This window comes from Methylobacterium sp. yr668 (assembly GCF_900116245.1).
Classification (GTDB): domain Bacteria; phylum Pseudomonadota; class Alphaproteobacteria; order Rhizobiales; family Beijerinckiaceae; genus Methylobacterium.
Window position 1 is genome coordinate 132,401 of record NZ_FOZY01000013.1, and the last position, 26,987, is coordinate 159,387.

At 71.7% G+C, this 26,987-nt stretch carries 25 protein-coding genes; 2 read left to right on the forward strand and 23 right to left on the reverse strand.

Annotated features, from left to right (window positions below):
- Window positions 1-3 precede the first annotated feature (3 nt).
- The 9 genes from lpxB to BM419_RS17725 form a co-directional block, all read right to left on the reverse strand.
- Complete coding sequence (gene lpxB / locus BM419_RS17685; RefSeq protein ID WP_091927203.1) at window positions 4-1,182, reverse strand: lipid-A-disaccharide synthase; 1,179 nt, start codon at window positions 1,180-1,182, stop codon at window positions 4-6.
- On the reverse strand, window positions 1,179-2,042 hold the full coding sequence (gene lpxI / locus BM419_RS17690; protein ID WP_020092989.1) for an LpxI family protein: 864 nt from the start codon (window positions 2,040-2,042) through the stop codon (window positions 1,179-1,181). Before lpxI ends, lpxB begins: the two co-directional genes overlap by 4 nt.
- Window positions 2,043-2,053: 11 nt before the next feature.
- Entirely contained in the window at window positions 2,054-2,872 is an 819-nt protein-coding gene (lpxA, locus tag BM419_RS17695) for an acyl-ACP--UDP-N-acetylglucosamine O-acyltransferase (protein ID WP_091927204.1), read from the reverse strand.
- The gene (gene fabZ / locus BM419_RS17700; RefSeq protein WP_020092987.1) at window positions 2,869-3,345 is read right to left on the reverse strand and encodes a 3-hydroxyacyl-ACP dehydratase FabZ; all 477 of its coding nucleotides are present in this window, start codon (window positions 3,343-3,345) and stop codon (window positions 2,869-2,871) included. Before fabZ ends, lpxA begins: the two co-directional genes overlap by 4 nt.
- 109 nt (window positions 3,346-3,454) lie before the next feature.
- Window positions 3,455-4,513: a UDP-3-O-(3-hydroxymyristoyl)glucosamine N-acyltransferase gene (gene lpxD, locus BM419_RS17705; protein ID WP_020092986.1), complete on the reverse strand. Its 1,059-nt coding sequence runs from the start codon at window positions 4,511-4,513 to the stop codon at window positions 3,455-3,457.
- A gap of 50 nt (window positions 4,514-4,563) precedes the next feature.
- The gene (gene bamA / locus BM419_RS17710) at window positions 4,564-7,134 is read right to left on the reverse strand and encodes an outer membrane protein assembly factor BamA (protein WP_026604899.1); all 2,571 of its coding nucleotides are present in this window, start codon (window positions 7,132-7,134) and stop codon (window positions 4,564-4,566) included.
- A 433-nt stretch (window positions 7,135-7,567) separates the two neighbouring features.
- A complete protein-coding gene (gene rseP / locus BM419_RS17715) occupies window positions 7,568-8,722 on the reverse strand; it encodes an RIP metalloprotease RseP (protein WP_091927205.1) in 1,155 nt (384 codons plus the stop codon).
- 180 nt (window positions 8,723-8,902) lie between these two features.
- On the reverse strand, window positions 8,903-10,489 hold the full coding sequence (locus BM419_RS17720; RefSeq protein ID WP_091927206.1) for a DHA2 family efflux MFS transporter permease subunit: 1,587 nt from the start codon (window positions 10,487-10,489) through the stop codon (window positions 8,903-8,905).
- 8 nt (window positions 10,490-10,497) lie between these two features.
- Window positions 10,498-11,760, reverse strand: coding sequence for an HlyD family secretion protein (locus BM419_RS17725; RefSeq protein WP_091927207.1), 1,263 nt, complete (start codon window positions 11,758-11,760; stop codon window positions 10,498-10,500).
- 137 nt (window positions 11,761-11,897) lie between these two features.
- On the opposite strand from BM419_RS17725, the gene BM419_RS17730 reads away from it, so the two are divergent.
- On the forward strand, window positions 11,898-12,536 hold the full coding sequence (locus tag BM419_RS17730; protein ID WP_026604898.1) for a TetR/AcrR family transcriptional regulator: 639 nt from the start codon (window positions 11,898-11,900) through the stop codon (window positions 12,534-12,536).
- Window positions 12,537-12,649: 113 nt separating this feature from the next.
- On the opposite strand, the gene dxr is transcribed toward BM419_RS17730, so the two are convergent.
- The 6 genes from dxr to BM419_RS17760 all read right to left on the reverse strand — a co-directional run bounded on the left by dxr (window position 12,650) and on the right by BM419_RS17760 (window position 18,701).
- Complete coding sequence (gene dxr / locus BM419_RS17735; RefSeq protein ID WP_091680444.1) at window positions 12,650-13,828, reverse strand: 1-deoxy-D-xylulose-5-phosphate reductoisomerase; 1,179 nt, start codon at window positions 13,826-13,828, stop codon at window positions 12,650-12,652.
- 19 nt (window positions 13,829-13,847) lie between these two features.
- Complete coding sequence (locus BM419_RS17740; protein WP_020092979.1) at window positions 13,848-14,705, reverse strand: phosphatidate cytidylyltransferase; 858 nt, start codon at window positions 14,703-14,705, stop codon at window positions 13,848-13,850.
- A gap of 19 nt (window positions 14,706-14,724) precedes the next feature.
- A complete protein-coding gene (gene frr, locus BM419_RS17745) occupies window positions 14,725-15,288 on the reverse strand; it encodes a ribosome recycling factor (protein ID WP_020092978.1) in 564 nt (187 codons plus the stop codon).
- A gap of 113 nt (window positions 15,289-15,401) precedes the next feature.
- A complete protein-coding gene (gene pyrH, locus BM419_RS17750; RefSeq protein WP_026604897.1) occupies window positions 15,402-16,124 on the reverse strand; it encodes a UMP kinase in 723 nt (240 codons plus the stop codon).
- A gap of 464 nt (window positions 16,125-16,588) precedes the next feature.
- On the reverse strand, window positions 16,589-17,515 hold the full coding sequence (gene tsf / locus BM419_RS17755) for a translation elongation factor Ts (protein ID WP_042676079.1): 927 nt from the start codon (window positions 17,513-17,515) through the stop codon (window positions 16,589-16,591).
- A 118-nt stretch (window positions 17,516-17,633) separates the two neighbouring features.
- Window positions 17,634-18,701, reverse strand: a complete 1,068-nt coding sequence (locus BM419_RS17760) for a 30S ribosomal protein S2 (RefSeq protein ID WP_020092974.1) — start codon at window positions 18,699-18,701, stop codon at window positions 17,634-17,636.
- Between the two features lie 239 nt (window positions 18,702-18,940).
- On the opposite strand from BM419_RS17760, the gene BM419_RS17765 reads away from it, so the two are divergent.
- Window positions 18,941-19,198: a hypothetical protein gene (locus BM419_RS17765; RefSeq protein ID WP_091927208.1), complete on the forward strand. Its 258-nt coding sequence runs from the start codon at window positions 18,941-18,943 to the stop codon at window positions 19,196-19,198.
- Between the two features lie 17 nt (window positions 19,199-19,215).
- Here BM419_RS17765 and BM419_RS17770 read toward each other — a convergent pair whose 3' ends face one another.
- The 8 genes from BM419_RS17770 to dxs form a co-directional block, all read right to left on the reverse strand.
- Window positions 19,216-19,956: a pseudouridine synthase gene (locus BM419_RS17770; protein WP_091927209.1), complete on the reverse strand. Its 741-nt coding sequence runs from the start codon at window positions 19,954-19,956 to the stop codon at window positions 19,216-19,218.
- A gap of 13 nt (window positions 19,957-19,969) precedes the next feature.
- Window positions 19,970-20,875, reverse strand: coding sequence for a class I SAM-dependent methyltransferase (locus BM419_RS17775; protein ID WP_091680439.1), 906 nt, complete (start codon window positions 20,873-20,875; stop codon window positions 19,970-19,972).
- Window positions 20,876-21,023: 148 nt separating this feature from the next.
- Entirely contained in the window at window positions 21,024-22,022 is a 999-nt protein-coding gene (era, locus tag BM419_RS17780) for a GTPase Era (RefSeq protein WP_091927210.1), read from the reverse strand.
- Window positions 22,019-22,783, reverse strand: coding sequence for a ribonuclease III (gene rnc / locus BM419_RS17785; RefSeq protein WP_020092969.1), 765 nt, complete (start codon window positions 22,781-22,783; stop codon window positions 22,019-22,021). Before rnc ends, era begins: the two co-directional genes overlap by 4 nt.
- 11 nt (window positions 22,784-22,794) lie before the next feature.
- A complete protein-coding gene (gene lepB / locus BM419_RS17790; RefSeq protein ID WP_020092968.1) occupies window positions 22,795-23,580 on the reverse strand; it encodes a signal peptidase I in 786 nt (261 codons plus the stop codon).
- 188 nt (window positions 23,581-23,768) lie between these two features.
- Complete coding sequence (gene acpS / locus BM419_RS17795) at window positions 23,769-24,179, reverse strand: holo-ACP synthase (protein ID WP_020092967.1); 411 nt, start codon at window positions 24,177-24,179, stop codon at window positions 23,769-23,771.
- Window positions 24,176-24,925 (reverse strand): pyridoxine 5'-phosphate synthase, encoded by a 750-nt coding sequence (locus BM419_RS17800; RefSeq protein WP_091927211.1) that lies wholly within the window; start codon window positions 24,923-24,925, stop codon window positions 24,176-24,178. Before BM419_RS17800 ends, acpS begins: the two co-directional genes overlap by 4 nt.
- A gap of 124 nt (window positions 24,926-25,049) precedes the next feature.
- On the reverse strand, window positions 25,050-26,987 hold a 1,938-nt coding region (dxs, locus tag BM419_RS17805), incomplete at its 5' end, for a 1-deoxy-D-xylulose-5-phosphate synthase (protein WP_280141966.1).

Genomic DNA, 26,987 nt, shown 5'->3' on the forward strand with positions numbered 1-26,987 from the left:
CCGTCACGCCGCCGGATCCGCTCCCTGCCCCCCGGCCGCGCGCAGGACGATCCGCGCCGCGGCCCGGCTCGGCGTGTCCGCCGCGGCGAGCCGCATCCGCCCGTCGATGTGGCCGAGGGCGGCGAGCTGGACGTCGCGCTCGTGACCGCCGGCCAGGAGCGGCCGCAGGGCGCCCGCGAGGCGCTCCGGGGTGCAGTCGGCCTGGACGAATTCCGGCATCGCGTTCTCGGCGAGGATCAGGTTCGGCAGCACGATGCTCGGGACCTGGATCAGCCGGCGGGCGATGAACTCCTCCGCCCGCGAGACCTTGTAGGCGACGACCATCGGGACGCCTGCGAGCGCCAGCTCCAGCGTGACCGTGCCGGAGGCGGCGAGCGCCGCCCGGGCCTCCCGGAAGGCCGCGTATTTCGGCGCCTCGCCGGTGACGATGCGGACCGGCACCGGCCACTCGGCCGACAGCCGCTCGATCAGGGCCCGGTGCCGGGTCACGGCGGGCAGCACCGCCTCGACCGCCAGGCCCTCGGCGACGCGGGCCAGCGCCGCGCCGAAGACCGGCATCAGCCGCTCGATCTCGGACCGCCGGGAGCCCGGCAGGACCACGAGGCTGTAGGGAACGGCCTCGCGCCGCCCCCGCTCGGCCGCGCCGGGCCGCAGCTCCGGGAGGCGCTCGATCAGCGGGTGCCCGACATAGGTGCAGGGCGGGCCGCCGAGCCGCAGATGCGCGTCGGGCTCGAACGGGAGCAGGGCCAGCACGTGGTCGATGAACGGCCGCATGCCCTTCGCCCGCCACGGCCGCCACGCCCACACGCTCGGGGACACGTAGTCGATGATCGGGATGCCGGGGGCCGCCCTGCGCACGCGCCGCGCCACCGCGTGGGTGAAGCCCGGGCTGTCGATGATCACCAGCACGTCGGGCCGCGCGCGGATCGTCGCCTCGACGGTCTCGCGGATGCGGCGGAGCAGGGTCCGCGCGCGGGCGAGGACCGGCAGGTAGCCCATCACCGCCACGTCATCGAGGGGGAACAGGGACGCGAACCCCGCCTCCGCCATGGCCTCGCCGCCGACGCCGCCGAAGACGGTGTCGGGCGCGGCCTCGCGCAGGGCGCGCATCAGCTTGGCGCCGAGCTGGTCGCCGGAATCCTCGCCGGCCACGAGCCAGATCGTGCGGGGCCGGCCGGTCACGGCGCGCCCCCGTACCCGACCACGAACAGGCCGAGGCGGTCGGCCTCCGCGGCCGTCGCCGCCCGGTCGATGACCAGGGTCCCGCCGGCCTCCAGGGCGAGCCCGGCGCAGCCCGCCCGGGCCGCGTTGCGCACGGTGCGGGCGCCGACGGCCGGGAGATCGATGCGGCGGTCCTGGCCGACCTTCGGGGCCTTCACCAGCACGGTCGCGGGCATCGCCCGGCCGAACCCGAAGGGGCGCCGCCCCAGGGCCCGGGCCCGGGCCAGCATGCGGTCCGTGCCCTCCGGCCCCTCCACGGCGAGGATCCGGTCGCCGGCCAGGACGACCGCCTGCCCCAGATCGTAGGGCGAGAGGGCGTCGAGGACGCCGCGCCCGGTGCGGATCGAGGCGGCCGCCTCCGCGTCCGGGGCCCGGCGCCCGAGCGGGCCGTCCGGGCAGAGCAGGTCCGGCGCGGCCTCGTGGACGCCGACGACCCGGTGGCCCGCCTCCTCGACCAGCGTGACCGCCGCCCGCAGCAGGCGGTCGTCCCCGCCGCCGGCGATCGCCAGCAGGGCCTCGCGGTTGCGCAGGGCGGCGCCCGCGTTGAGGATCGCGGCCGGGCTCGGGCGGGAGACGCCGCCCGCCGGCACCACGGTCGCCGGCCCCCAGAGCCGCAGCAGCTTCAGGGTGGCCGCGAGATCGAGGAGGTCGACCGTGGCGTCGGCGCCGGCGCGCAGGGCCGGGCCGGTGAAGCCGCGCAGCGCGATCACCCGGAAGGGCCGGCGCGCCCGGCGGAGCGACTCGGCGACGAGCTCCGGCAGGCGCCCCGCCCCCGCGATCAGGACCAGGGCCCCCTCGGGGGCGGGATCGGCCTCGGTCACGGCCCGGCCGCTCAGGCGGCGCTGATCGGGGTCGGGACCTCGCGCGGCGTGCAGATCGAGCGCTTGCCGCCGAGGCGGATGAAGTCGAGGATCTCGGCGACCGCCGCGTGGGACTCGAAGGTCGCGGCCACGTCCTCCACCCGCTCCATCAGCGTGCCCTCGGGGGCGAAGAGCAGGCGGTAGGCGCGCCGCAGCGCGTGGATGTCCTCGCGGGCGAAGCCGCGGCGCTGCAGCCCGATGATGTTGAGCCCCGACAGGTAGGCCCGGTTGCCGAGCACCATGCCGTAGGGGATGCAGTCGTTCTCCAGGCCCGACAGGCCGCCCACGAAGGCGTGCGCGCCGACCCGCGCGAACTGGATCACGGCGGCGCCGCCGCCCAGGATCGCGTAGTCGCCGACGCTGCAATGGCCCGCCAGCATGACGTTGTTGGAGAAGATCACGTGGGCGCCGACCCGGCAATCGTGGCCGACATGCGAGTTGGCCAGGAAGGTGCAGTGGTCTCCGACCACGGTCTCCAGGCCGCCGCCGCTGGTGCCCGGGTTCATGGTGACGCCCTCGCGGATCAGGCAGTCGGCGCCGATCGTCAGGGTCGAGGCCTCGCCCCGGTACTTCAGGTCCTGCGGCTGGTGGCCGATGGACGCGAAGGGGAAGATCCGGGTGCGGGGGCCGATCGCGGTGCGGCCCGCCAGGACCACGTGGCTGATGAGTTCGCAGTCCGCGCCGAGCACGACCTCGGGCCCGACATGGCAGAAGGGGCCGATCCGCGCCCCTTCGCCGATGCGGGCGCCGGACTCGATCACCGCGCTCGGGTGGATGACGGGGGCGGTCACTCCGTCACCAGCATGGCACTGATCTCGGCCTCCGCGACCAGCGTGCCGTCGACCCGGGCCTCGCCGCGGAACCACCACATGGTCCGGCGCTGGTTCAGCTTCGTCATGTGGAAGCGCACCTGGTCGCCGGGGGTGACGGGCTTGCGGAATTTGCACTTGTCGATGGTCATGAAGAACACCTGCTTGGTGTTCCGCCCGTCCGCCCGGATGTGGCGGCAGCAGATCGCCCCCGCCGTCTGCGCCATACCCTCGATCAGGAGCACGCCCGGGAAGACCGGCATGTCGGGGAAGTGGCCCATGAACTGCGGCTCGTTGGCCGTGACGTTCTTGATGCCGACGCAGGATTCGTCCCGGTCGATCTCGACGATGCGGTCGACCATCAGGAACGGGTAGCGGTGCGGCAGCAGCTCCAGCAGCGTCTGGATATCGGCTATGCCCAGCTCGCTGCCGGTCTCGCGCGCCGCCTCACTCATCGAAATCCGCACCTCGACTTGCCGCCATCGGCGGCCCGCAATCCGGCCGCCACCGGGGCGCCGACCGCCCTATTCGGAAGAAATCGCCGGAAGCGCAAGGCCTTCCCGGTCAGGCGTCGTCTCCGGCGGGCTCCTTGCCCGAGCGTTCCGCGAGCCGCGCGAGCGTCGTCAGCTCGCGGAACCAAGCCCGCACCGGCTTGGCGGGCGTCCCGCCCCAGCGGCTGCCCGGCGGCACGTCGCGGTTGACGTTGGACGAGCCGGCGATCTGCGCGCCGCGACCGATGCGCAGGTGGCCGACGACGCCGACCTGCCCGCCGAGGACGACGTAATCCTCCAGCGTGGTCGAGCCCGAGATGCCGACCCCCGACACGATGACGCAGTGGCGCCCGATCACGACGTTGTGGGCGATCTGCACGAGGTTGTCGATCTTGGTGCCCTCCCCGATCACCGTGTCGCGCGAGGCGCCCCGGTCGACCGTGGTGTTGGCACCGATCTCGACGTCGTCCTGCACGATGACCCGCCCGACTTGCGGCACCTTGAGGTGGGTGGCGCCCATGGCGAAGCCGAACCCGTCCTGTCCGAGCCGGGCCCCCGGATGCAGGATCACCCGGTTGCCGAGGAGGGCGTGGCTGAGGGTCGTGCCCGCGCCGATCGCGCAGTCGCGCCCGATCCGGACGCCCGGCCCGATGACGGCGTTCGGCCCGATCACCGTGCCGGCGCCGATCTCGGCTCCCGGCCCGATCACCGCGCCGGGATCGACCGTGACCCCGTCCTCGAGCCGGGCCTCGGGATGGACGTGGGCGCCGGAGGCGACGCCGCGGACCGCGAACTGGGAACCGGGACGCAGCGCGTCCGGGTGCAGGCGGCCGAGCAGGGCCGCGTAGGCGCGGTAGGGATCGCGGCTGACGAGGGCGACGGTTCCGGCGGGGCAGCGCGCCGCGAAGCGGGGCGAGATGAGGCACACGCCCGCACGCGTCGCCGCGAGGGCGTCGCCGTAGCGGGCGTTGTCCATGTAGGCGAGGTGGTCCGGACCGGCACTCTCCAGGGAGGCCGCGCCGCTGAACCGGCGATCCGGATCCGCTCCCTCGGGGAGGCCGAGGCCGGCGGCGGCCGCGATCTCGGCCAGGGTGAGGCCGGTGGCGGCGGTGAAGAAGACGGGATCTGTCATGTCCGACAACGCGCCGGCCGGGAGAATCCGGCCGGCGCGCGTGTTTTTTATCAGAAGCGCGAGCCGCCGGAGAAGCGGAAGGCCTGGACCTGATCCGCGCCGATATGGCCGAACTTGCCGAGGATCGGGACGAACACCTTCTGACCCTCGTCCTTGGACAGAGCGTAGGCGTAGTCGAACCGGATCGGGCCGAGCGGCGAGTTCCACAGGATGGACGCGCCGATCGAGGAGCGGATCGCCGCCGTGTCGCGGACGTTCACGCATTCCGGCTCCACGCCGATCGTGAAGGCGTTGAAGTTGCACTTCCCGGTCGTCGGCGAGATGCCGTTGATGAAGGCGTCGCCGTTCACGTTGAAGTTCCGCTGGCCGTGATAGCCGAACAGCGTGCCGGCATCGGCGAAGAGCGCGCCTTTCAGGCCCAGATCCCGCGGAACGAGGGGCAGCGGGAACTGCACTTCGAGGGTGCCGCCGACGTAGGTCGAGCCGCCGATGGCGTTCGAGCGGGCGTCGGCGATGCCGACGTCGCGCGGACCGATGCCGTTCGGCGCGAAGCCGCGGACCAGCGACGGGCCGAGGAAGAACTGGTCGGTCACCCGCAGCGGGTCGTTGTTGAGCGACGAGATGTGGCCGCCCTGGAAGCGGATGAAGCCGACCACGTCCTCGAAGATCTCCTTGTAGTACCGCGCGTCGGCGGTCACGCGGAAGAACTTGGAGTCGCCGCCCAGGCCCGCGACGTCGGGCTTCAGCTCGGCGTAGAGACCGTTGCGGGGCGCGCCGATCACATCGAGGGTCGAGTAGGCGAGCGTCAGGCCGGCCAGCGAGGTCAGCGTGTTGCCTTGCGAGCCCTTGATGGCGATCGAGGCCTCGCCGTCATACGCGCAGTTCGGGTAGATCGACTGGCCGCCGATGTTGCGGCCGGTGTTCGGGTCGATCGTGCCCGCCGCGTAGGTGGCGGTGTAGCCGGGGATCGGGATCGAGCAGTCGTTGTACGGCCGCTTGAGGGTGTTCGGCACCTTCAGCTCGGTGTTGTACAGCGAGTAGCGCAGCGTGATGCCGAACTCCTCGGTGATCGGCAGACCGAGGCGCAGCTGACCGCCGTACACCGTGGTCTCGTAGCGCGAGTACCGGGTCAGGTCGGAGTACTTGTAGAAGGCATCGAAGCCCGCCGCGAGGCGGTAGCCGAGGAAGTACGGCTCGGTGAACGAGAAGTCGACGCCGCGCGAGTACTGGCCGCCCGTACCGGCGAGGCGGACGTACTGGCCGCGACCGAGGAAGTTCGACTCGGAGACCGAGACCTCGCCGATGATGCCGTCCTGGGTGGAGTAGCCGCCCGCCACCGAGAACGAACCCGTGGGCTGATCCTCGACGTCGATGTTGATGACCACGCGGTCCGGGGCCGAGCCCGGCTCGTTCGAGAAGCGGACCTTCTTGAAGAAGCCCAGGCCGTTCAGGCGCCGCTCGGCGCGGTCGGTCAGCACGCGGTTGTAGGCATCGCCCTCCGCGATATCGAGCTCGCGGCGGATGACGTAGTCGCGGGTGCGGGTGTTGCCGCGGATGTTGATGCGCTCGACGTAGACGTGCGGGCCGTCCTCGACCACGAAGCCCAGGGAGACCTGGTGGCTCGCCGGGTCGCGCTGGCCGGTCGGGCGGACCTGCGCGAACGGATAGCCGGCGCGGTTGACCTGGCGGGTGACGTTGTTGAGCGTCTTCTCGACGTCGTCGGCGTTGTAGACGTCGCCCACGGAGGTGGCGATGTCGCTGTCGAGCTTCGCGGTGTCGAGGCCCGGCAGGCGCGAATCCACCTGGACGGCGCCGACCCGGTACTGCTCGCCCTCGCTCACCGTGATGGTGATGACGTAGCCGGACTTGTCGCCCTCGACGTAGCGCGCGTCGGCGCTGACCACCTGGAAGTCGGCGTAGCCGTTCTTCAAGTAGTAGCGACGGACTTGGTCGAGGTCGTTGGTGATGCGGTCGGGATCGTAGACGTCGGAGGTCTTGATGAACGACAGGAAGTTCATCTCCGAGGAGCTCATCAGCCCCTTCAGCGTCCGCTCCGAGTAGGCGTTGTTGCCGACGAAGTTGATCGAGAGGATGCCGGTCTTGTCGCCCTCGTCGATCTGGTAGATCACGTCGACGCGGCCGTTGGGCAGGTCGACCGTCCGGTAGGTCACCTTGGCGGTGCCGCGGCCGAAGCGCTTGTAGACGTCGCGGATGCGCGCGAGGTCGGCGTTGATGATCGCCTCGCTGTAGGGCCCGCGGGACTTGGCCTCGACCACCCCTTCCAGGGTGGCCTTCTCGATCTTCTTGTTGCCCTCGAAGACCACGCGGTTGATCAGGTTGTTCTCGCGGACGGTCACCACCGTGCGGCCGCCCGACTGGGCGACCTTCACGTCGGAGAACATCCCGCTCGCGAGCAGGTTGCGGCGGGCCTCCTCGGCGGAGCCGGACGCCGTCCCGGTCACGTAGGACCGGATCGTGTCGGCATCGACGCGCTGGTTGCCCTGGACGACGATCTGCTGCGCCTGGGCAGCCCCGCTCAGGACGACACCCAGACCGGCAGTGACTAGGACGATGGTTTTCCGCACCGACTTACGTCGGGGCTTCCCCGTCAACGACATCATGCAATCGCCCGTTTCTGTTCTGGTCGCGGGGGTTAGCCCGTCACGGGCGACCGTTGATCGGCCGTCCCGTCACCTGGTCCAAGCGTGGCTTCGGTCCAAGCGTAGCTCTTAGCGGGATTCCCCTGCCAAGCAAACGCGCGGGAGGCCATCGTCAGGGGATTTTGGGGGGTCGTGGCCTTCGCGCCACTTAACGGTGCGGTCAGCTTACGGGCAAACCGCGGATCATGGTGAACGTGCCGTAAACGCCTGAGCGACCGGCCCTTTTTCGCGCCACTCACGGTCGCGTGAAGGTCCCGTTAACCCCGTTTCGGCGCGGCGCCGCGGCGCCATCCGGGCGGTGTCCGGGCGAGATCGCGGCGGGATTGGGGCAGCGTTTCCGGTGGAGATCCGGCGGCGATCCGGCGGGGATCCAGGGATCCCAGCCGGCCCCGGATCAGGTGTTCCGCCAGGAGGCGCCGAGGTTGAGGATGTCGTTCCAGGCGGCGAACAGCATCAGCATCAGCACGAGGGCGAGGCCGATGCGGAAGCCGATCTCCTGGGCCCGCTCGCTGAGCGGGCGGCCACGCACCACCTCGAAGGCGTAGAACAGCAGGTGGCCGCCATCGAGCAGCGGCACCGGGAACAGGTTGAGCAGGCCGATCGAGACGGAGAGCAGGGCGATCAGCCCGACCAGGCCGCCGACGCCGCCGGTCTTGGCGACCTCGCCGGAGACGCGGGCGATGCCGATCGGACCCGAGAGCTGGTCGGCGGATTCCCGGCCCGTCACGAGCTTGCCGAGATACGAGAAGGTGCGCTCGACGACGAAGTAGGTCTCCTTCACGCCGAGATTGAGCGAGTCGAGCGCCCCGTACTGCACGAGCCGCGCCTCCGAGCCCGCGGGCGAGCGGATGCCGAGCCGGCCGATCCGGTGGCGGCCGAACGGCGTCTTCTCCTCGAAGGTGGCCGGCGTCGCCTGGATAGTGATGGGCTGGTCGTGGCGCTCCACCGTGAAGGTCAGCGGCGTCCCGGCGCTGCCGGTCACCGTGCGGTACATGGCGTTGAAGTCGCCGATCTTCTCGCCGTCGATCGCGGTGATCACGTCGCCGGGCTGGAAGCCGGCCTGGGCGGCGACGCTGTTCGGCTCCACCGACGAGACCCGGGCGGGCAGCTCGTAGCGGCCGCCGAGCCAGATGGCGCCCGCGAAGAGCAGGATCGCCAGGATGAAGTTGGCCACCGGGCCCGCGGCGACGATCGCGGCGCGCTTGGACACGGGCTGGGTCGGGAAGCTGATAGCCCGCTCGTGCGGGCTCATCCGGGCGACGGCCTCGGGATCGGGCATGCTGGCGCCGTTCACGTCGCCGTGGAACTTCACGTAGCCGCCGAGCGGGATCGCGCAGACCTTCCAGCGGGTGCCGCGCCGGTCGTTGAACCCGAACAGCTCGGGGCCGAAGCCGAGCGAGAAGGCGTGCACGCCGACCCCGCACCAGCGCCCGACCAGGAAGTGGCCCATCTCGTGCACGAACACCACGACGGTGAGCACGAACAGGAACGGGATCACGGCGCCGAAGAAACCGCCGGCGGTTCCGCCCATCGCGTTGAGGAAGTCCATAAGCCGTATCCTGGCCGTCTCGGCGCCGGCTTCTCGGGCCGGCCATCCGCCCTGTCTAGCAGATCGGCGGTGCCGACCGCCAACGCAATCCTGCGGCCCGGCCGCGGAAGGTCGCACGCGCCGTCCGATTCCGCACCGGCCGATCGCGCGGGGGCGGTCCCGCCCGTCGGGGACCGCCCGTCAGTGGCCGCCACCCCCGCCCGCGCCGGCCTTCGGCCGCCGGATCATGGGGACCGCGCAGGCCATCGCGAGGAACAGGACGGTGAGGGACAGGAACACGTCCTCGAAGGCCATGACGAGGCCCTGGATCCGCACCGTGTTGGTCATCGCCTTCAGCGCCATGTCGGAGGCGGCGCTGCCGTAGGCGTCGAAGCCGCGCTGCATCGCGTCGAGCCGCTCCAGCGCGGCCGTGTTCGCCCAGGTGAAGCGCTCGTGGAGCCGGGCGAGGTGCAGGTCCCAGCGGTCGTTGAGGATCGTGTTGATCAGCGCGAGCCCGACCGCGCCGCCGAGGTTGCGGGTCAGGTTGAACAGCCCCGAGGCGTTCTTCATCCGCGCCGGCGGCAGCGTGCCCAGCGCGATGTTGTTGATCGGGATCATGCACAGCATCAGCGAGCAGCCGCGCAGGATCTGCGGCACGAGCAGCTCGTAGAAGTCCCAGTCCTTGGTGAGGCCCGTGACGATCCACGTGCCGCAGGCGAAGCCGACGAAGCCGATCCCCATCATGATCCGGGGATCGACCTTGCCCGAGAGCCGGCCGGCGATCGGCGCGGTGGCGAACATGCACAGGCCGGAGACGAACATCGTCTCGCCGATCATCAGCGCCGAGTAGCCGCGCACCCGGGCGAGGTAGACCGGGTAGATGTAGGTCAGCCCGTAGAGGCCGATGCCCAGCACGAAGCTCGCCACGCAGCCGCTGGCGAAGTTCCGGTCCGAGAAGGCCCTGAGATCGACGATCGGCTGCTTCGCCGTGAAGACCCGCCAGAAGAACAGCAGCGCCGACGTCCCGCAGACGACCGCGCAGGCGAAGACCGCCTCGTCCTGCAGCCAGTCGTGGTTGGGCCCCTCCTCCAGCACGTATTCGAGGCAGCCGAGGAAGCCGGCCATGAAGGCGAGTCCGGCCCAGTCGAACGACCGGATCAGGCCGTAATTGGGCTCGTCGAAATCGACCAGGATCCAGGTCGAGACCGTCACGAAGATGCCCGGCACGACGTTGATGAGGAACAGCCAGTGCCAGGACATCAGGTCGGTCAGGTAGCCGCCCACCGTCGGCCCGATCGTCGGCGCCAGGGTCGCCACGAGGCCGATCATCGGCGAGACGATGGTCCGCTTCGAGGGCGGGAAGATCGTGAAGGCCGCGGCGAAGACGGTCGGGATCATGCCGCCGCCGATGAAGCCCTGGAGCGCCCGCCAGACGATCATCTCGCCGATCGACGAGGAGGTGGCGCACATCAGGCTCATCAGGGTGAAGCCGCCCGCCGAGATGGCGAACATCCAGCGCGTCGAGAGCACCCGCGACAGGGTGCCGGAGAGCGGGATCGAGATGACCTCGGCGATCAGGTAGCTGGTCTGGACCCAGGGGATCTCGTCGCCGGAGGCCGAGAGGCCGGCCTGGATCTCGTTCAGGGAGGCCGAGACGATCTGGATGTCCAGGATCGCCATGAACATGCCGAAGACCATGCAGACGAACGCCACCATGCGGCGGCGGTCGAGGGGCGGATCGGCGGCGCGGATCGGCGCGCCGGGCGCGAGGGCGGCACTGGCGGCCATCGCCGGTCTCAGCGGCTCGCGGTGCTGACCGGCCGCGGCGCGGAGGCGCGGTCGAGGACGGAGCGGTCCGCGCCGGTGCGGGTATCGACCCGGACCACCGCCGACAGGCCCGGCCGCAGCAGGCCCTCGCGGGCGACCTCCTCGGGCACGCGCACCCGCACGGGCAGGCGCTGGACGATCTTGGTGAAGTTGCCGGTGGCATTGTCGGGCGGCAGCAGGCTGAACACCGAGCCGGAGGCCGGCGAGAACGATTCCACCACGGCGTGGATCTCGCGGTCCGGATAGGCGTCGACCGTCACGGTCACCGGCTGGCCGGGACGCATGCGCTCGACCTGGGTCTCCTTGAAGTTCGCGTCGATCCGGACGCTCTGGAGCGGGACCAGCGCGGCGATCCGCGTGCCGGGCCCGACATAGGCGCCGGCCTCGACGGCCTTGTTGCCGACCACCCCGTCGAAGGGCGCGCGGATCGCCGTGAAGTCGAGGTCGCGCCGGGCCCGGTCGACGGCGGTGCGGAGTTCCGCCGCGAGGCTCTCCGCCTCGCGCTTCTGCGCCTGGAGCACGTCCACGTTGGCGCGGGCCGCGAGGAGGCCGGCCTCCATGGCCTTCACGGAGGCCTCGGTGCGGTCGCGGTCGGCGCGGGTCTGGTCGATGCGCGACTTGGCGACGTAATCCGCCTGCATCTGCGTCGACCGGGCGAAGTCGGCCTGGGCGCGGACGGCGTCGGCGCGGGTCGCGTCGAGCTGCGCGGCGGCCTGGGCGACCTGGGCCTGCGCAGCCTCGGCCTGCCGGCCGATCCGCGCGATCGTGCTCTCCTGGGTGGCGAGCTTGTCCTGCGCCGCCTGCAGCGCGAGGCGGTAGTCGCCGTCGTCGAGCTTGGCGATGACGTCGCCCTTCTTCACCGCGAGGCCGTTCACGACCGGCACCGACTGGAGATAGCCCGGGATCTTGGCCGCCAGGACCGAGATGTCGGCCTGGACGTAGGCGTCGTCGGTCGAGACGAAGAACCGCCCGACGGTCCACCACTGCCATCCCTGATACGCGCCGCCGCCGAGGGCGGCCGCCAGCAGTCCGAGCAGGACGAGCCGCTTCACGGAGCGCTTGCGAGCGGGCGGTGCCTCGACCGGCACGGGCGTCGGCAGGGACGCCGCGGCGGGGGCCGGCGCGGCCGGCGCCGTGCGCTCGGCGCGCGCCTCGTCCCCGGCCTCGATTCGGGACTCAATAGCGGCATCGAGACCGGAATTCGGCCGATCGGCGTCCTCGCGAAGGGACATATCAGCGCCTCGACATCAATGACCGAACCGTTCGGTCAATAACGAGGCACGGCTTGACGCGCCCCCGAAGAAGCCGCAGGTTATTTTGACCGAACGGTTCGGTCAAGCGTGACGGTGTCACGGTGCGGAGCGGGATCATGGCTCAGGGTGCGGCGTTGGAGCGGGGTCAGGCCCAGCACGAGGGCGACAAGCGGCAGCAGATCCTCGAGGGCGCGCGGACGGTGTTCCTGGCGGCGGGGTTCGACGGCGCCAGCATGGGCGAGATCGCGCGGGCGGCCGGGGTCTCGAAGGGCACGCTCTACGTCTACTTCGAGAACAAGGAGGACCTGTTCGAGGCGCTGACCATTCAGGAGAAGGCCAGCCTCGCCGAGGCCCTGTTCACCCTGGACGCGGACGATCCCGACGTGCCGGGCGTCCTGACCCGGCTCGGAAGCAGCTTCCTGACCGAGATGTGCCGGCCGGCGCACGTCTCGCTGGTCCGCATGGTCATCGGCGCGAGCGAGAAGTTTCCGCGCTTCGGGCAGGTCTACTACCAGGCCGGTCCGGCCTGCGGCGTCGAGCGCCTCTCGCGCTACCTCGACGCGCAGGTCCAGGCGGGACGCCTGACGATCGCCGACACCGAGCTCGCGGCCCGGCACTTCCTGCATCTCTGCCAAGCGGGTCTGCTGACCCGCCTGCTGTTCGCGGCGGGCGGCATCGCCGGCGAGGCCGAGATGCGCCATCAGGTCGACGAGGCGGTGCGTGTGTTCCTGGCCGGGTACGGCCCCGCGCGCTGAGGCGCGGCTCAGGCGGGAAGCGTGTCTGCGAGCGCAGCGAAGCAGTCCAGCGGCGCCACGCTCGCAGAATGTTGCGCCGCCCTGGGTTGCTTCGCTGCGCTCGCAATGACGGCTCAGCCGGCGGCGCGCAGCTCCGGCAGGGCCTCGGCGCTCCAGATCCGCACGTGGGCGTCGATGGCGAGCGCCTCGTCGACGTCGGCGGGCGCGGCCCGGTACTGGCCGGCGAAGTGGGTGCAGGCGCGCTCGACCAGATCGCTGATCCCGTAGAAGCCGATCCGGCCGGCGATGAACGCCGCCACCGCGATCTCGTTGGCGGCGTTCATCACGGTGGGCGCCGCGCCGCCGGCGGCCAGGGCCGCGCGGGCGATCCGCAGGCACGGGAAACGCGCCTCGTCCGCGGCCTCGAAGGTCAGCGAACCGAGCTTCACGAGGTCGAGGGGCCGGCCGCGCTCGATCGTCAGCCGGTCGCCGAGGCCGAGGCAGTGCGAGATCGGCACGCGCATGTCGGGCAGCGCCAGCTCGGCGGTCACCGCCCCGTCGAGCCAGTAGACCATGCCGTGGATCACCGATTGCGGGTGCACGACCACGTCGAGGCGCTCGGGCTCGATGCCGAACAGGTGGTGCGCCTCGATCAGCTCGAGGCCCTTGTTCATCAGGCTCGCCGAATCGATGTTGATCTTCATGCCCATCGACCAGGTCGGATGGGCGGCGGCCTCGGCCGCGGAGGCGGCGGCGATCCGCTCGCGGGTCCAGGTCCGGAACGGGCCGCCCGAGGCCGTGATCATCATGGTGCGGACGTCGGCGAGCGGCCGGCCGGCCAGCGCCTGGCTCAGCGCGTCGTGCTCGGAATCCATCGGCAGGATCGTGGCGCCGTAGCGGGCGGCGTCGCGCATGAAGGCGTCGCCGGCGCAGACGAGGCTCTCCTTGTTGGCGAGCGCGACCTTGCGGCCGAGCCGGAGGGCGGCGTGGGTCGATTTCAGCCCGGCCGCCCCGCTCACGGCGGCGACGACGATGTCGGCGTCGCGGGCGGCGGCCTCCATAACGGCCGCCTCCCCCGCCCCGCTCGGGATGCCGGAGCCCGACAGGGCCTCGGCCAGCGCCGGGCCGGCGGCCTCGTCGGCGAGCGCCGCGAAGGAGGCGTTGAGCTCGCGGGCGACCTTGGCCAGGGCGACGGGATCCTTGCCGCCGACCAGGGCGCCGACGCGGAACCGGTCGGCGTGCTGCGCCAGGAGGTCGGCGGTGGAGCGGCCGATCGAGCCGGTGGCGCCGAAGACGGTGACGACCTGGGTCACGGGTTCAACTCCCTCATCGTCACGTGATCAGACCGCCGCCGCGCAGGGCGAGATAGACGGCCGCCAGCACGGCGACCGCGAAGAATCCGTCGAGCCGGTCCATGACGCCGCCATGGCCGGGGATGATCTTCCCCGAATCCTTGACGCCGTAATGGCGCTTCAGGCCGGATTCGATCAGGTCGCCGGCCTGACTCAGCACCGAGGCGAGCGCGCTCACGCCCGCCACGACCGGGAGAGAGGCGGCGCTGGGCAGGGTCATCCCGGCGAGGTCGGCGACCACCGGGACCAGCGTCCCGGCGGCGACCGCGCCGACGAGGCCGCCGAGGGCGCCCGACCACGTCTTGTTGGGCGAGACCCGGGGCATCAGCTTGGGGCCGCCGATCTTCCGGCCGGCGAAGTAGGCCGCGATGTCGGTGGACCAGACCACCGCGAACATCCAGGCCGGCCCGACGAGGCCGATGGCCGGGTCGTCGCGCAGGGCCACCGGCACCGCCGCGATCGCCGCCGCGCCGAGCACGCCGAGGAAGGCGCGGAGCCGGCCCCGTCCGGTCCGCGCCACCGTGGCGCAGGCCGCGGCACCGAGCAGCAGGACCGCGAGGCAGGCCGGAGTCGGGGCACCGCCGCGCTGGCAGAGCAGCAGGGCGCCGAGCGTCGCCGCGCCCAGCGCGATCAGCACCTCGCGGGGCTCGGTGCGGCTCATCACCATCCACTCGGCGAAGCCGACGATGCCGGCGGCGAGCCAGATCCCCGCGAAGGGCCAGCCGCCATAGACCAGAGCGGCCAGCACGCCGGCGCCGAGCACGAGGCCCGAGGCGACGCGCAGCCACAGCTCGCGCCGTCCCGAGGGACGCGCGGCCGGTGCGGCGGCGGAGGTCACGCGCGTCCTGCCCTTCGCCTCAGACCTGCATGATCTCCTTCTCCTTGGACGCCAGCACGCCGTCGATCTCGGCGATGTACTGGTCGGTCGCCTTCTGCACGTCGGTGGCCTGACGCTTCTCGTCATCCTCCGAGATGGCGCTGTCCTTCAGGAGCTTCTTGAGATGGTCGAGGCCGTCCCGGCGCACGTGGCGCACGGCGACGCGGGCCTCCTCGGTGTACTTGTGGGCGACCTTGACCATCTCCTTGCGGCGCTGCTCGTTCATCTCGGGGATGCGGAGCCGGATGGTCTGGCCCTCGGTCTGCGGGTTGAGGCCGAGGTCGGATTCGCGGATTGCCTTCTCGACGGCCGTGACCATGCTGCGGTCCCAGACCGAGATCGACAGGAGCCGCGGCTCCGGCACGCTGACGGTGGCGACCTGGGCCATCGGCATCATCGAGCCGTAGGCGTCGACCTGGATCGGGTCGAGGAGTGACGGCGTGGCGCGCCCGGTGCGCAGCGAGCCGAGATCCTTCGAGAGCGAGGACACTGCGCCCTGCATGCGGCGCTTGATGTCGTTGAGATCGAATTCCGGTGTGGCCATGAGGGTCGTCCCGAGACGTCTGACGTGGTCTTGAGCCCGGCGCGGGCAGTCGCGGCCTCAATGGACGAATTTTTTCAGGGCCGCAAACGGTCGCGGCCCGGTCGTGCCGCGCGTCAGGGCGCCACGAGGGTCGAGGGCGCGTCGCCCGACAGGATCGCGGCGATCGAGCTCGGCGGGTGGAGCGAGCCGACCACGATCGACAGGCGGCTCTCCCGGGCCAGCGCGAAGGCGGCGGTGTCCATCACCTTCAGGTCGCGGGCGATCGCCTCGTCGTGGGTGATGCGGTCGTAGCGCGTGGCGCTCGGATCCTTCTTCGGATCCGCCGAGTAGACGCCGTCCACCTGCGTCGCCTTGAGGACCGCGTCGCAGCGCAGCTCGGCGGCCCGCAGCACCGCGGCGGTGTCGGTGGTGAAGAACGGGTTGCCGGTGCCGCCGGCGAGGACGACGACCTGGCCCTTGTCCAGGTGGTGCAGGGCCGGCTGGCGGGCATAGGTCTCGCAGATGGTCGGCATCGACACCGCCGACATGGTCCGCGCCTGGACGCCCGCGGCGTTGAGCGCCGTCTCGATGGCCAGCGAGTTCATCACCGTGGCCATCATGCCGAGCGAATCCCCGGTCGCCCGGTCGATCCAGCCGGCCGCGGAGATCCGCGCGCCACGGATCATGTTGCCGCCGCCCACCACGATGGCAATCTCGGCGCCCGACTCGATCGTGCGGGCGATGTCCTCGGCGAGCGCCGCCAGAGTCGGCGGATGCAACCAGTAGCCGTCGGGAGCGGCGAGCGCCTCCCCCGACAGCTTCACGAGGATACGGCGAAACGGCGTCGTCTCCGGCATCTGGGCCCCCGGCTCCATCCCGCATCGCGTGAGCGGGGAGGCTTCTACGTCAACCGCCCGAGCGCCGTCGAGGGGCCCGGCCCGGATCCGGCGGGGATCGTGGGCCGAAATGCTACCGGCGCGCGAGCGACGCGCGAGCGACGTGCGCCCGGGGAGGACGTCTGCGCCGCCGCCGCGGTCCGGGTCCGGAGCGCCGGCGCTCGTTCTCAGCTGCCGGCGAGGACGCCGACGGCGCCGAAGACGGTCATGGCGAGGCCGGAGGCGAACACGCCGATCATGAGGTAGGAGAAGGGCTTCAGAGGCATGCCCGGAACTTAGCGCGGCGCCGCACGGCGGGGTGTGCGGCGCAACACGACCCCGCGCGGATCGATCGGGCGCCTCCGGAAACGCGAAGCCCCGCCCGGCGCGTGCCGGACGGGGCTGATCTCACGACGGCCCGGCAAACCGGGCGCTCGCGGTCGGTGTCAGGCGCGGCCAGCCTGCTGGGCGACCTCGGTGGCGAAGTCCGGACCCTCTTCCTTCTCGATGCCGTCGCCCAGCGCGTAGCGGACGAAGCCCGTCAGGGTCACGGGGCCGCCGACCTTGGAGCCGGCCTCCTTGAGGACCTGGCTCACCGTCTTGGAGCCGTCGTGCACGAAGGGCTGCTCCAAAAGGGTGACCTCCTTGTAGTAGCTCTTCAGGCCGCTCTCGACGATCTTGGCCATCACGTGGTCCGGCTTGCCGGCGTTCTTCTCGCGCAGGATGTTCGACTCGCGCTCCACCGTGGCGGCGTCGACGCCCGAGGCGTCCAGCGCCACCGGGTTGGTCGCCGCGATGTGCATGGCGATCTGGCGACCCAGTGCCGAGAGCGCGTCGACGTCGCCCTCGGACTCGAGCGCCACGAGCACGCCGATCTTGCCGAGGCCCTCGGAGATCTGGTTGTGCACGTAGGAGGCGATGACGCCCTTCTTGACCTCGAGCTTGGTGACCCGGCGCAGGTTCATGTTCTCGCCGATGGTGGCGATCAGGGCCTGCAGCTTCTCCGAGACGGTCTCGGTGGCGCCCGGGAAATGGGCGGCCTGGAGGCCCTCGAGCGTGCCGTCGGTGTTGAGCGCGATCTTGGCGGCCTCGCGGGCGAAAGCCTGGAAGGCGTCGTTGCGGGCGACGAAGTCGGTCTCGGAGTTCACCTCGACCACGGCGGCGTGGCGGCCGGCGGACTCGACGGCGACGAGGCCCTCGGCGGCGACGCGGCCGGCCTTCTTGGCGGCCTTGGCGAGACCCTTCTTGCGCAGCCAGTCGACGGCGGCCTCGATGTCGCCCTGCGTCTCGTTGAGCGCGCCCTTGCAGTCCATCATGCCGGCGCCGGTCTTCTCCCGGAGCTCCTTCACCATCGCGGCGGTGATGTTGGCCATGGCGGTCCCTTTCGTGTGGTCTGGATGCGAGAGGCCCGGCGCGCGGGTGAGCGGCCGGGCCCGGTATGCCTGGATCCGCGACGGCCCGATGACGGTGCCGCCGCGAAGCCCCGTTGGATCAGGCCGCGGCGGCGGCCTCGACGAAGCCGCGGGCCTGCGAGACCCACGAGTCGCGGTCGATGCGGCCGTTGAGCTTCAGGTCGGCATCGACCTTGGCGACGTCCTCGGGGGTCATCGCGGCGAGCTGCCAGTAGTGGTAGATGCCGGCGTCGTTGAGCTTCTGCACGATCTGCGGGCCGGCGCCGTTGAGCTTGGTCAGGTCGTCCGGCGCGCCGCGCGGGGCAGCGAGCAGCTCGAAGTGCTCGGTCGACTCGGCGAGCATCGCCACGTCGGCCGGGTCGAGGGCGTCGGACTCGACCGTGACGGCCGCGTCGTCGTTCGCCGGCAACTCCTCGGCCATCGGCTCCTCGGAGGCGCCGATATCCATGCCCGACGAGCCCTGGGCGCGCGAGATGCCGTCGATGGCGGCCTTGGCGATCAGGTCGCAGTACAGCGCGATCGCGCGGCCGGCGTCGTCGTTGGCCGGGACGATGTAGCTGATGCCGTCCGGGTTGCAGTTGGTGTCGACGATGGCGGCCACCGGGATGCCGAGGCGGTTCGCCTCCTTGATCGCCAGCTGCTCCTTGTTGGTGTCGATCACGAACAGCAGGTCCGGCACGCCGCCCATGTCCTTGATGCCGCCGAGCGCCTTCTCGAGCTTCTCCTTCTCACGGGAGAGCATCAGGCGCTCCTTCTTGGTCAGGCCCGGGCCGCCGGTCTCCAGCGTCTCGGTGACCTTGCGCAGGCGCGAGATCGAGCCCGAGATGGTCTTCCAGTTGGTGAGCATGCCGCCCAGCCAGCGGGAGTTGACGTAGTACTGGGCCGAGCGCTTGGCCGCCTCGGCGATCGTGTCGGCCGCCTGGCGCTTGGTGCCGACGAACAGCACACGGCCGCCCTTGGCGACGGTGTCGCTCACCGCCTGCAGCGCCTGGTGCAGCGCCGGCACGGTCTGGGCGAGGTCGATGATGTGGATGTTGTTGCGGGTGCCGAAGATGTACGGCTGCATCTTCGGGTTCCAGCGGTGGGACTGGTGACCGAAATGGGCGCCCGCCTCGAGGAGCTGACGCATAGAGAAATCGACGGCCATGGCTCTTGTGCTCTCCGGTTATATCCGCCGCGGAGGGATGCGGTCGGCCGAGAGTTCGGACGACCACCGGAAACGCCTCATTCAGGCATGAGGCCGGCTCCGCGTGTGGGATGGGCGGGCGCTTAGCAGAGGGCGGGTCCGAAGGCAAGAAGCGGCGGGGCGGCGCGGGCCAGCCCTCAATCACAGCCTGTGTTCAGACCGCTTGCAACACGCGGGCTCGCCTCGCGAGAGTTCGGACCATGGCGGCGGTCGCATTCGACACCCTGAAATTCGCCCGGACCCTCCGGGAGAAGGCCAAACTCTCCCCGGAACAGGCGGAAGGCTTGGCCGATGCCATGGCGGAAGCGTTGCAGGGCGATCTCGTCACGAAGGCGGATCTGCGCGCCGGGCTGGCGGATACGCGGTCCGAAATCGTGCGCTGGGTGGGGGGCCTGATCGGCTTCCAGACACTCGCTGTGATCGGCGCGGTCGTCGCCCTCGCCCGGGCGCCGCACTGACAGGCGCGCAGCCCGGATCACCCGCCCGCGAACACCGCCGCCACGTCGTCGGCCGTCATCACCCGGTACGCCCCCGCCGGCAGCTCCCCCGACAGGGCGAGACCGCCGACCCGGTCCCGGTGCAGCGCCGCGACGTGGTTGCCGACGGCGGCGAACATCCGGCGGACCTGGTGGTAGCGGCCCTCCGTCAGCGTCACCGCGCAGCGCGTCGCATCCTCGACGTCGAGCCGCACCGGCAGGAGCGGGCGCTCCTCGCCCTCCAGCACGAGCGTCCCCGCGGCGAACACCTCCGCCTCGCGGCCGGTCAGCGGCCGGTCGAGGGTCACGCGGTAGCGCTTCGCCACCTGGGCCTTCGGGCTGATGATCCGGTGCAGGAGCGCCCCGTCGTCGGTCAGCAGCAGCAGGCCCGACGTCTCCTTGTCGAGGCGCCCGACCGTAGAGAGCGGCGGGTCGCGGCGGCGCCAGCGCTCGGGGAGCAGCCCGTAGACCAACGGACCCGCCTCCTTGTGCGAGCAGGTGACGCCCAGCGGCTTGTGCAGCATCAGGCACAGGCCGGGGAGCGGGTCCAGGGCCTCGCCGTCGATCGTGAGGCGCTCCGGCAGGTCCGGCGCGAGGGCGATCCGGTCGCCGGCCTCCGCGAGCTCCGCGCCGTCGAGGCGGATCGCGCCGGCGCGGGCGAGCGCCTGGATCTCGCGGCGCGACCCGTAGCCGAGATTGGCGAGGAGCTTGTCCAGGCGGACGGATCGCGCCGCGCTCATGGAAGCGGCGCGCTCACCGGCGGGCCTCGTAGACCCGGTAGCCGTTCGCCTGGACGGCGACCGCGACGTGCCGGAACGCCTCGCGCAGGCTCGCCTCGTAGGGCAGGTGCGCGTTGGCCACGAGCCACAGCGCCCCCCCGGGGCGCAGGGCCTCGGCGGCCCGCGCGATGAACGCCCGGCCGAGCGCCTGATCCTCGCTCCCGCCCTCGTGGAACGGCGGGTTCGTGACGACGAAATCGAGGTGATCCGGCACGGCGCCGGAGGCCCGGATATCCGCCCAGAGGATCGTCGCCCGCGGGTCGGCGACGTTGCGGCGCGCCATCTCGACGGCGCGCCGGTCGATCTCCAGCAGGGTCAGGGCGGTCACGGCCTCGGAGCCCAGGACGGCCCGCGAGAGGATCCCGAGCCCGCAGCCGAAATCGGCGCCGCGACCCTTGAGGGCCGGGAGGTTCGCGAGCAGCAGCGCCGTGCCCGGATCGAGCCGGTCCCACGAGAAGATGCCGGGCTGCGTGCACAGGGCGAGGTTGTCGACGTGGCGCGGGCCGCCCTCGTCGATCGCCTCGGCGAGGCCGGCCGGCGCCGTCGGCCGCTCCGCCGTGCAGATCCGGTGGTGCCGGCGCGGCTGGTCCGCGGCCGCGCAGCCGAAGGTCGTCAGCTCCTTGGCGAGGCGTGTGCCGCCGCGATCCTTGGGCGCCAGGGCGACCATGCGGCCGCCCGGCCCGAGGGCGCGCAGCACCTGGGCCAGCACGTAGCGCCGCTCGACCGTTCCGGGCGGCGCCAGCACGGTGGCCGAGTCGAGGCTGTTCTCGGACAGATCCTCGAGCCGCGCGGCGCCGGGGATCAACGGGGAGAGCTGGACGGCGTCGCCCGGGACCTCGGCGAGGTCCACCGGCGGCAGGCCGTAGACGGCGTGGCGCATAGACGATTCGGGATTTGGAGTGCCGAAACCGGAACGCGAATCCGCGGCGGAGCGGGGTAAACCCGCGCCCGACTCGATTCATCCGGGGGAACACCGCGTTTATACCGGAACCGGCCGCGAAGCCCAGCCTCCCGCGCGGCCCGGCGCGTCAGCCCCGCGGAAATTCCAGGCCCATCTCGCGGTAGCGGGCCGGGTCGTCGGCCCAGTTCTCCCGCACCTTCACGTGCAGGAACAGGTGGACCTTGGCGTCGGCCGCCTCGGCGATCTCGATCCGGGCCGCCTGCCCGATCGACCGGATGGTCTGGCCGCCCTTGCCGAGCACGATCGAGCGCTGGCTGTCCCGCTCGACGAAGATCGTCTGCTCGATCCGCACCGAGCCGTCGGGCCGGATCTGCCACTGGTCGGTCTCCACCGTGGAGCGGTAGGGCAGCTCCTCGTGCAGCCGGTCGTAGATCTTCTCCCGGGTGATCTCGGCGGCGAGCATGCGCAGGGGCGCGTCCGAGACCTGATCCTCCGGATACAGCCACGGGCCCGCCGGCATGCGGGCGGCCAGCGCCCGGCGCAGGTCGGCGACGCCGTCGCCGTTGAGCGCCGAGATCATGAAGGTCTCGGCGAAGGGCGCGGCGGCGTTGAGCTTGGCGGCGAGATCGAGCAGCCGCTCGCGCGGGATCAGGTCGATCTTGTTGAGGATCAGCAGCTTCTCGCGCTTCACCTCGCCGAGCCGGCCGAGCACCGCCTCGACTTCCGCGTCGACACCCTTGCGCGCGTCGACCAGCAGGCAGACGGCGTCGGCGTCGGCGGCGCCGCTCCAGGCCGAGTGGACCATCGCGCGGTCGAGGCGGCGCTTGGGCGCGAAGATGCCGGGGGTGTCGACCAGCACGACCTGGGCCGAGCCCTCGATGAGGATGCCCCGCACCAGGGCCCGGGTCGTCTGCACCTTGCGGGAGACGATCGAGACCTTGGTGCCGACGAGGTTGTTGAGCAGGGTCGACTTGCCGGCATTCGGCACGCCGATCAGCGCGACGAAGCCGGCCCGGGCGTCGGCGGGCGTGCCGGGAAGGGTGGACGGGTCGCGCGCGGGGTCCCGGGCCGGCGCGATGCTGGGTCCGTCCTGCGCGTCGTGATCGTCCTGCTCGTGCGCGCTCATGCTGTCTCCGTCGGTTCCGCGTCCGCGGAGGCCCCGATTCCCTCCCGCTCCATCAGCGCCCGCGCGGCGGCCTGCTCGGCGATCCGCTTCGACGTGCCGTCGCCGAGACCGGGCTCCAGGCCCTCGACCTGCACGGCGATGCGGAACCGGGGCGCGTGGTCGGGACCGGTGCGCTCCACCACCTCATAAGTGGGGATCGGCAGGCTGCGGCCCATGGCCCATTCCTGCAGGGCGGATTTGGCGTCGCGGCCCCGCGCCGCCGCGGTCGGCTCGCCGGGATGGAAATGCGCCTCGACCACCGCCCGGGCGGCGTCGAACCCGGCATCGAGGTAGATCGCACCCAGGATCGCCTCGCAGACGTCGGCCAGGATCGTCTGGTTGCGCCGGCCGCCGCCCATGACCTCGCCCTGGCCGAGGATCAGGTGCGGGCCGACCTCCCACGAGGCGGCCACGGCCGCGCAGGTCTCGCGCCGGACCAGGGCGGCCAGGCGCCGGGAGAGGTCGCCCTCGTCGGCCTCCGGGAAGGCGCCGTAGAGGCGGTCGGCGACCGCGAGCCCGAGCACGCGGTCGCCGAGGAATTCCAGGCGCTGGTAGCTGCCGCCCCGGCCGCTCGCCTTGCTGGTGTGGGTCAGCGCGCGGGTGAGCAGGTCCTGATCGCCGAAGCTGTGGCCGATCCGCTCCTCGAGCGCGGTCAGCGGCGGGCGCGGCTTGTGGGCCCGCCGGGATCGGGCGTTGGCCCGGGGCTGCGCGGCGTCGTCCAAGTCCGGGCCGGTCAATGGATCGTCGTGAACAGGCGCGACCAGCGCACGTGGGCCGGCCAGTTCCAGACCTGCCAGGCCGGCGTACCCTCGTCGATCGAGAAGAAGATCATCTCGGCGCGCCCGACCAGGTTGGCGAACGGCACGTAGCCGACATTGGCGAGATCGCGCGAATCGGTGGAGTTGTCGCGGTTGTCGCCCATCATGAAAAAGTGACCGGGCGGGACCGTGTACAGCTCGGTCTTGTCCCAGAAGCCGTTGTCGCCGTCGCGCTCGATCACCCGGTGGACCACGCCGTTGGGCAGGGTCTCCAGGTACTGGGGCACCTTGGTCGGCTGGCCGTAGGGATCGGTGGTCTCGTAGTCGGCGATCCGCTCGCGCTTGACCGCCTTGCCGTTGATGTTGAGCACGCCGTCGATCATCTGGATCTTGTCGCCCGGCAGGCCGATCACGCGCTTGATGTAGTCGGTCGAATTGTCCTTGGGCAGCTTGAACACCGCGATGTCGCCGCGCTTCGGGTCCGCGCCCCAGATCCGGCCGTCGGCCTGAATCGGGATGTACTCCGAGAGCGGCAGCGAGTACTTGGAATAGCCGTAAGAATATTTTGACACGAACAGATAGTCGCCGATCAGCAGGGTCGGCACCAGCGAGCCCGACGGGATGTTGAACGGCTGGAACAGCAGGGTCCGCACCACGAGGGCGATCAGCAGCGCCTGGATGCCGACCTTCAGCGTCTCGCGGATGCTGGCCCAGGTGCCGGTGTCGGCAGGTTTCCTGAGCGGCTTGCCGTCGTAATCCACGCGCGCGTTCCGTCTTCGATTGAGGTGCGACGCCCGCGATCCGCGGGGCGCGGCCCCGCCGCGCGCGGCCTGATGTGCGGTTGTCCCGAGGAATGCGCCGCAATCGTGTCCGCCGTGTCCGGCGGTCTAGACCATGCGCGAGCCCCCCGCAACGCGCGACCGCCGCAGGCTAATCCGCGACGGCGGCCTCAACCGGCGACAGGGACCGGCAAGGCCTCGATGATCACGAAGGCTTGCGCCATCGGCGGATCGTCCGTGAGGCTCACGTGGAGCCGCGCCGCGTGCCCCGCCGGCAGGAGTTCCGCGAGCCGCTCGGCCGCGCCGCCCGCGAGCCGCAGGGTCGGCTGCCCGGAGGGCAGGTTCACCACCTCCATGTCGCGCCAGAACACGCCGGCGCTGAGGCCGGTGCCGAGCGCTTTGGCGCAGGCCTCCTTGGCGGCGAAGCGGCGGGCGTAGCCCTCGGCGCGGGCGGCCCGGCGGTCGCAGCGGGCCCGCTCCCCGTCGGTGAAGACCCGGTGGGTGAAGCGCTCGCCGTGCCGCTCCAGGGTCCGGGCGATCCGGCGGATGTCGCAGAGATCCGAGCCGATCCCGACGATCATGGGTGCCGCGCCCGGTCCATGGCGGCCCGCATGTCGCGCACCGCCCGGTCGAGCCCCACGAAGATCGCGTCGGCGATCAGGGAATGGCCGATATTCAGCTCCCGGATCTGCGGCAGCGCCGCCACCGGCCCGACGCTGCCGAGGGTGAGCCCGTGGCCCGCGTGGATCTCGAGGCCGAGGCCGGCCCCGTGCTCCGCCGCGCGTCGGATGCGGGCGAGCTCGTGCGCGGTCCGGGCGTCGTCGTCCTCCAGCGCCGCCTCGCAGTAGCTGCCGGTGTGCAGCTCGACGACGGGCGCCCCGAGGGCGCGGGCGGCGTCCATGATCGCGGGCTCGGGCTCCACGAACAGCGAGACGCGGATGCCGGCCTCCGCGAGGGCGCGGATGCGCGGCGCGAGGTGCGCGCGGCCGCCGACGATGTCGAGGCCGCCCTCGGTGGTGCGCTCCTCGCGCTTCTCCGGGACGAGGCAGGCGGCGTGCGGGCGGGTGTCGAGCGCGATCGCCACCATCTCGTCGGTGGCGGCCATCTCGAAATTGAGCGGCACGGACAGGCCGCGCTTGAGCGCCGCGATGTCGGTGTCGCGGATGTGGCGCCGGTCCTCGCGGAGATGCGCGGTGATCCCGTCGGCGCCCGCCTCGACGGCGAGCAGGGCCGCCCGCACCGGGTCCGGATAGTCGCCGCCGCGGGCGTTGCGGACGGTCGCGACGTGATCGATGTTGACGCCCAGGCGCAGTTTCTCGGAGGTCATCCGCTCGTTCGTCCCCGTGTCGGCGCCGCGCGCCCTCACCCCGTGCCGGCGATATGCGGAGGATCGCGCGCGCCGGCAAGACGGTCGGGGTTCGGGGGCGGGCTCCGGCGGCCGGCCCGCCCGGTCAGGCGAGCCGCAGGCGCGACCGGCTGTCCTTCCGCTCGGGCAGGGTGTCGAGGGCGGTCTTGACGATGGTCGTGGCGTCGAGGCCCGCCTCGGCGTACATCTTCTCCGGGCTGTCGTGGTCCTGGTAGGCGTCCGGCAGCGTCATCGTCCGCACCCGCACCCCGCCCGCGTCCAGCGCGCCCCGCTCCGCCAGCAGGTGCAGCACCATCGCGCCGAACCCGCCCCGCGAGCCCTCCTCGATCGTGATCAGAACCTCGTGGTCGCGCGCCAGATCCAGGATCAGCGCCTCGTCCAGCGGCTTGGCGAACCGCGCGTCCGCCACCGTCACCGCCACGCCCTGCTCGGCCAGCGTGTCGGCCGCCTTCAGCGCCTCCGACAGGCGCGTGCCGAGCGACAGCAGCGCCACACGCGCCTCCGCGTCGCGCCGCACCACCCGGCCCTTGCCGATCGCCAGCGCCTCGCCCCGCTCCGGAAGCTCGACGCCCACACCCTCGCCGCGCGGGTAGCGCAGCGCGATCGGGCCCGTGTCGTGCGCGTGGGCGGTCGCCACCATGTGCACCAGCTCGGCCTCGTCGGAGGCCGCCATCACGGTCATATTCGGCAGGCAGCACAGGTAGGCCAGGTCGAACGCGCCCGCGTGCGTCGCCCCGTCGGCGCCGACCAGCCCCGCCCGGTCCAGGCAGAACCGCACGGGCAGGTTCTGCAGCGCCACGTCGTGCACCACCTGGTCGTAGGCCCGCTGCAGGAAGGTCGAGTAGATCGCCACGAACGGCCGGTAGCCCTCGGTGGCCAGACCGCCCGCGAACGTCACCGCGTGCTGCTCGGCGATGCCGACGTCGAAGGTCTTGTCCGGGTGCGCCTTGCCGAACAGGTCGATGCCGGTGCCCCCCGGCATCGCCGCGGTGATCGCCACGACCTTGTCGTCGGCGTCGGCCGCCTTGATCAGGCTCTCGCCGAACACCCGCGTGTAGGCCGGCGCGTTCGGCTTGGCCTTGGCCTGGACGCCCGACACCACGTCGAACTTGACCACGCCGTGGTAGCGGTCGGCCGAGGCTTCCGCCGGCGCGTAGCCCTTGCCCTTCTGGGTGACGACGTGGAGCAGGATCGGGCCGTGCTCGGCGTCGCGGACGTTCTTCAGGACCGGCAGCAGGTGGTCGAGGTTGTGCCCGTCGACCGGGCCGACGTAGTGGAAGCCCATCTCCTCGAACATGGTGCCGCCGCCGACCACGAGCGAGCGGGCGTATTCCTCGGCCGCGGCGGCGCGCTGGTAGAGCGCCTTGGGCAGGAGCTTGCCGAGCTGCTTGGCGGTCTCGCGCAGGGACTGGTAGGCGCCGCCCGAGGCGAGGCGGGCGAGGTAGGCCGACATGGCGCCGACGGGGGGCGCGATCGACATGTCGTTGTCGTTGAGGATGACGATCAGGCGCGAGTGCAGGGCGCCGGCGTTGTTGAGGGCCTCGTAGGCCATGCCGGCCGACATCGAGCCGTCGCCGATGACCGCGATGGCGTTGCGGCGCTTGGGCGGGCGGCTCTTCGCCTTGGCGGCGGCGTTGTCGAGGTCGCGGGCGACCGCCATGCCCAGCGCGGCCGAGATCGAGGTCGAGGAGTGGGCGGCGCCGAAGGGGTCGTAGACGCTCTCGGAGCGCTTGGTGAAGCCCGACAGGCCGCCGCCCTGGCGGAGCGTCCGGATGCGGTCGCGGCGCTCGGTGAGGATCTTGTGCGGGTAGCACTGGTGTCCGACGTCCCAGACGATGCGGTCGTCGGGGGTGTCGAACACGTGGTGGAGCGCCACGGTCAGCTCGACCACGCCGAGCCCCGAGCCGAGATGGCCGCCGGTGATCGAGACCGCGTCGATCATCTCGGCGCGCACCGCGTCCGCCACCGCCTGCAGCTCCGACTCCGGAAGACGCCGCAGCGCCGAAGGAGACGGAACGCGGTC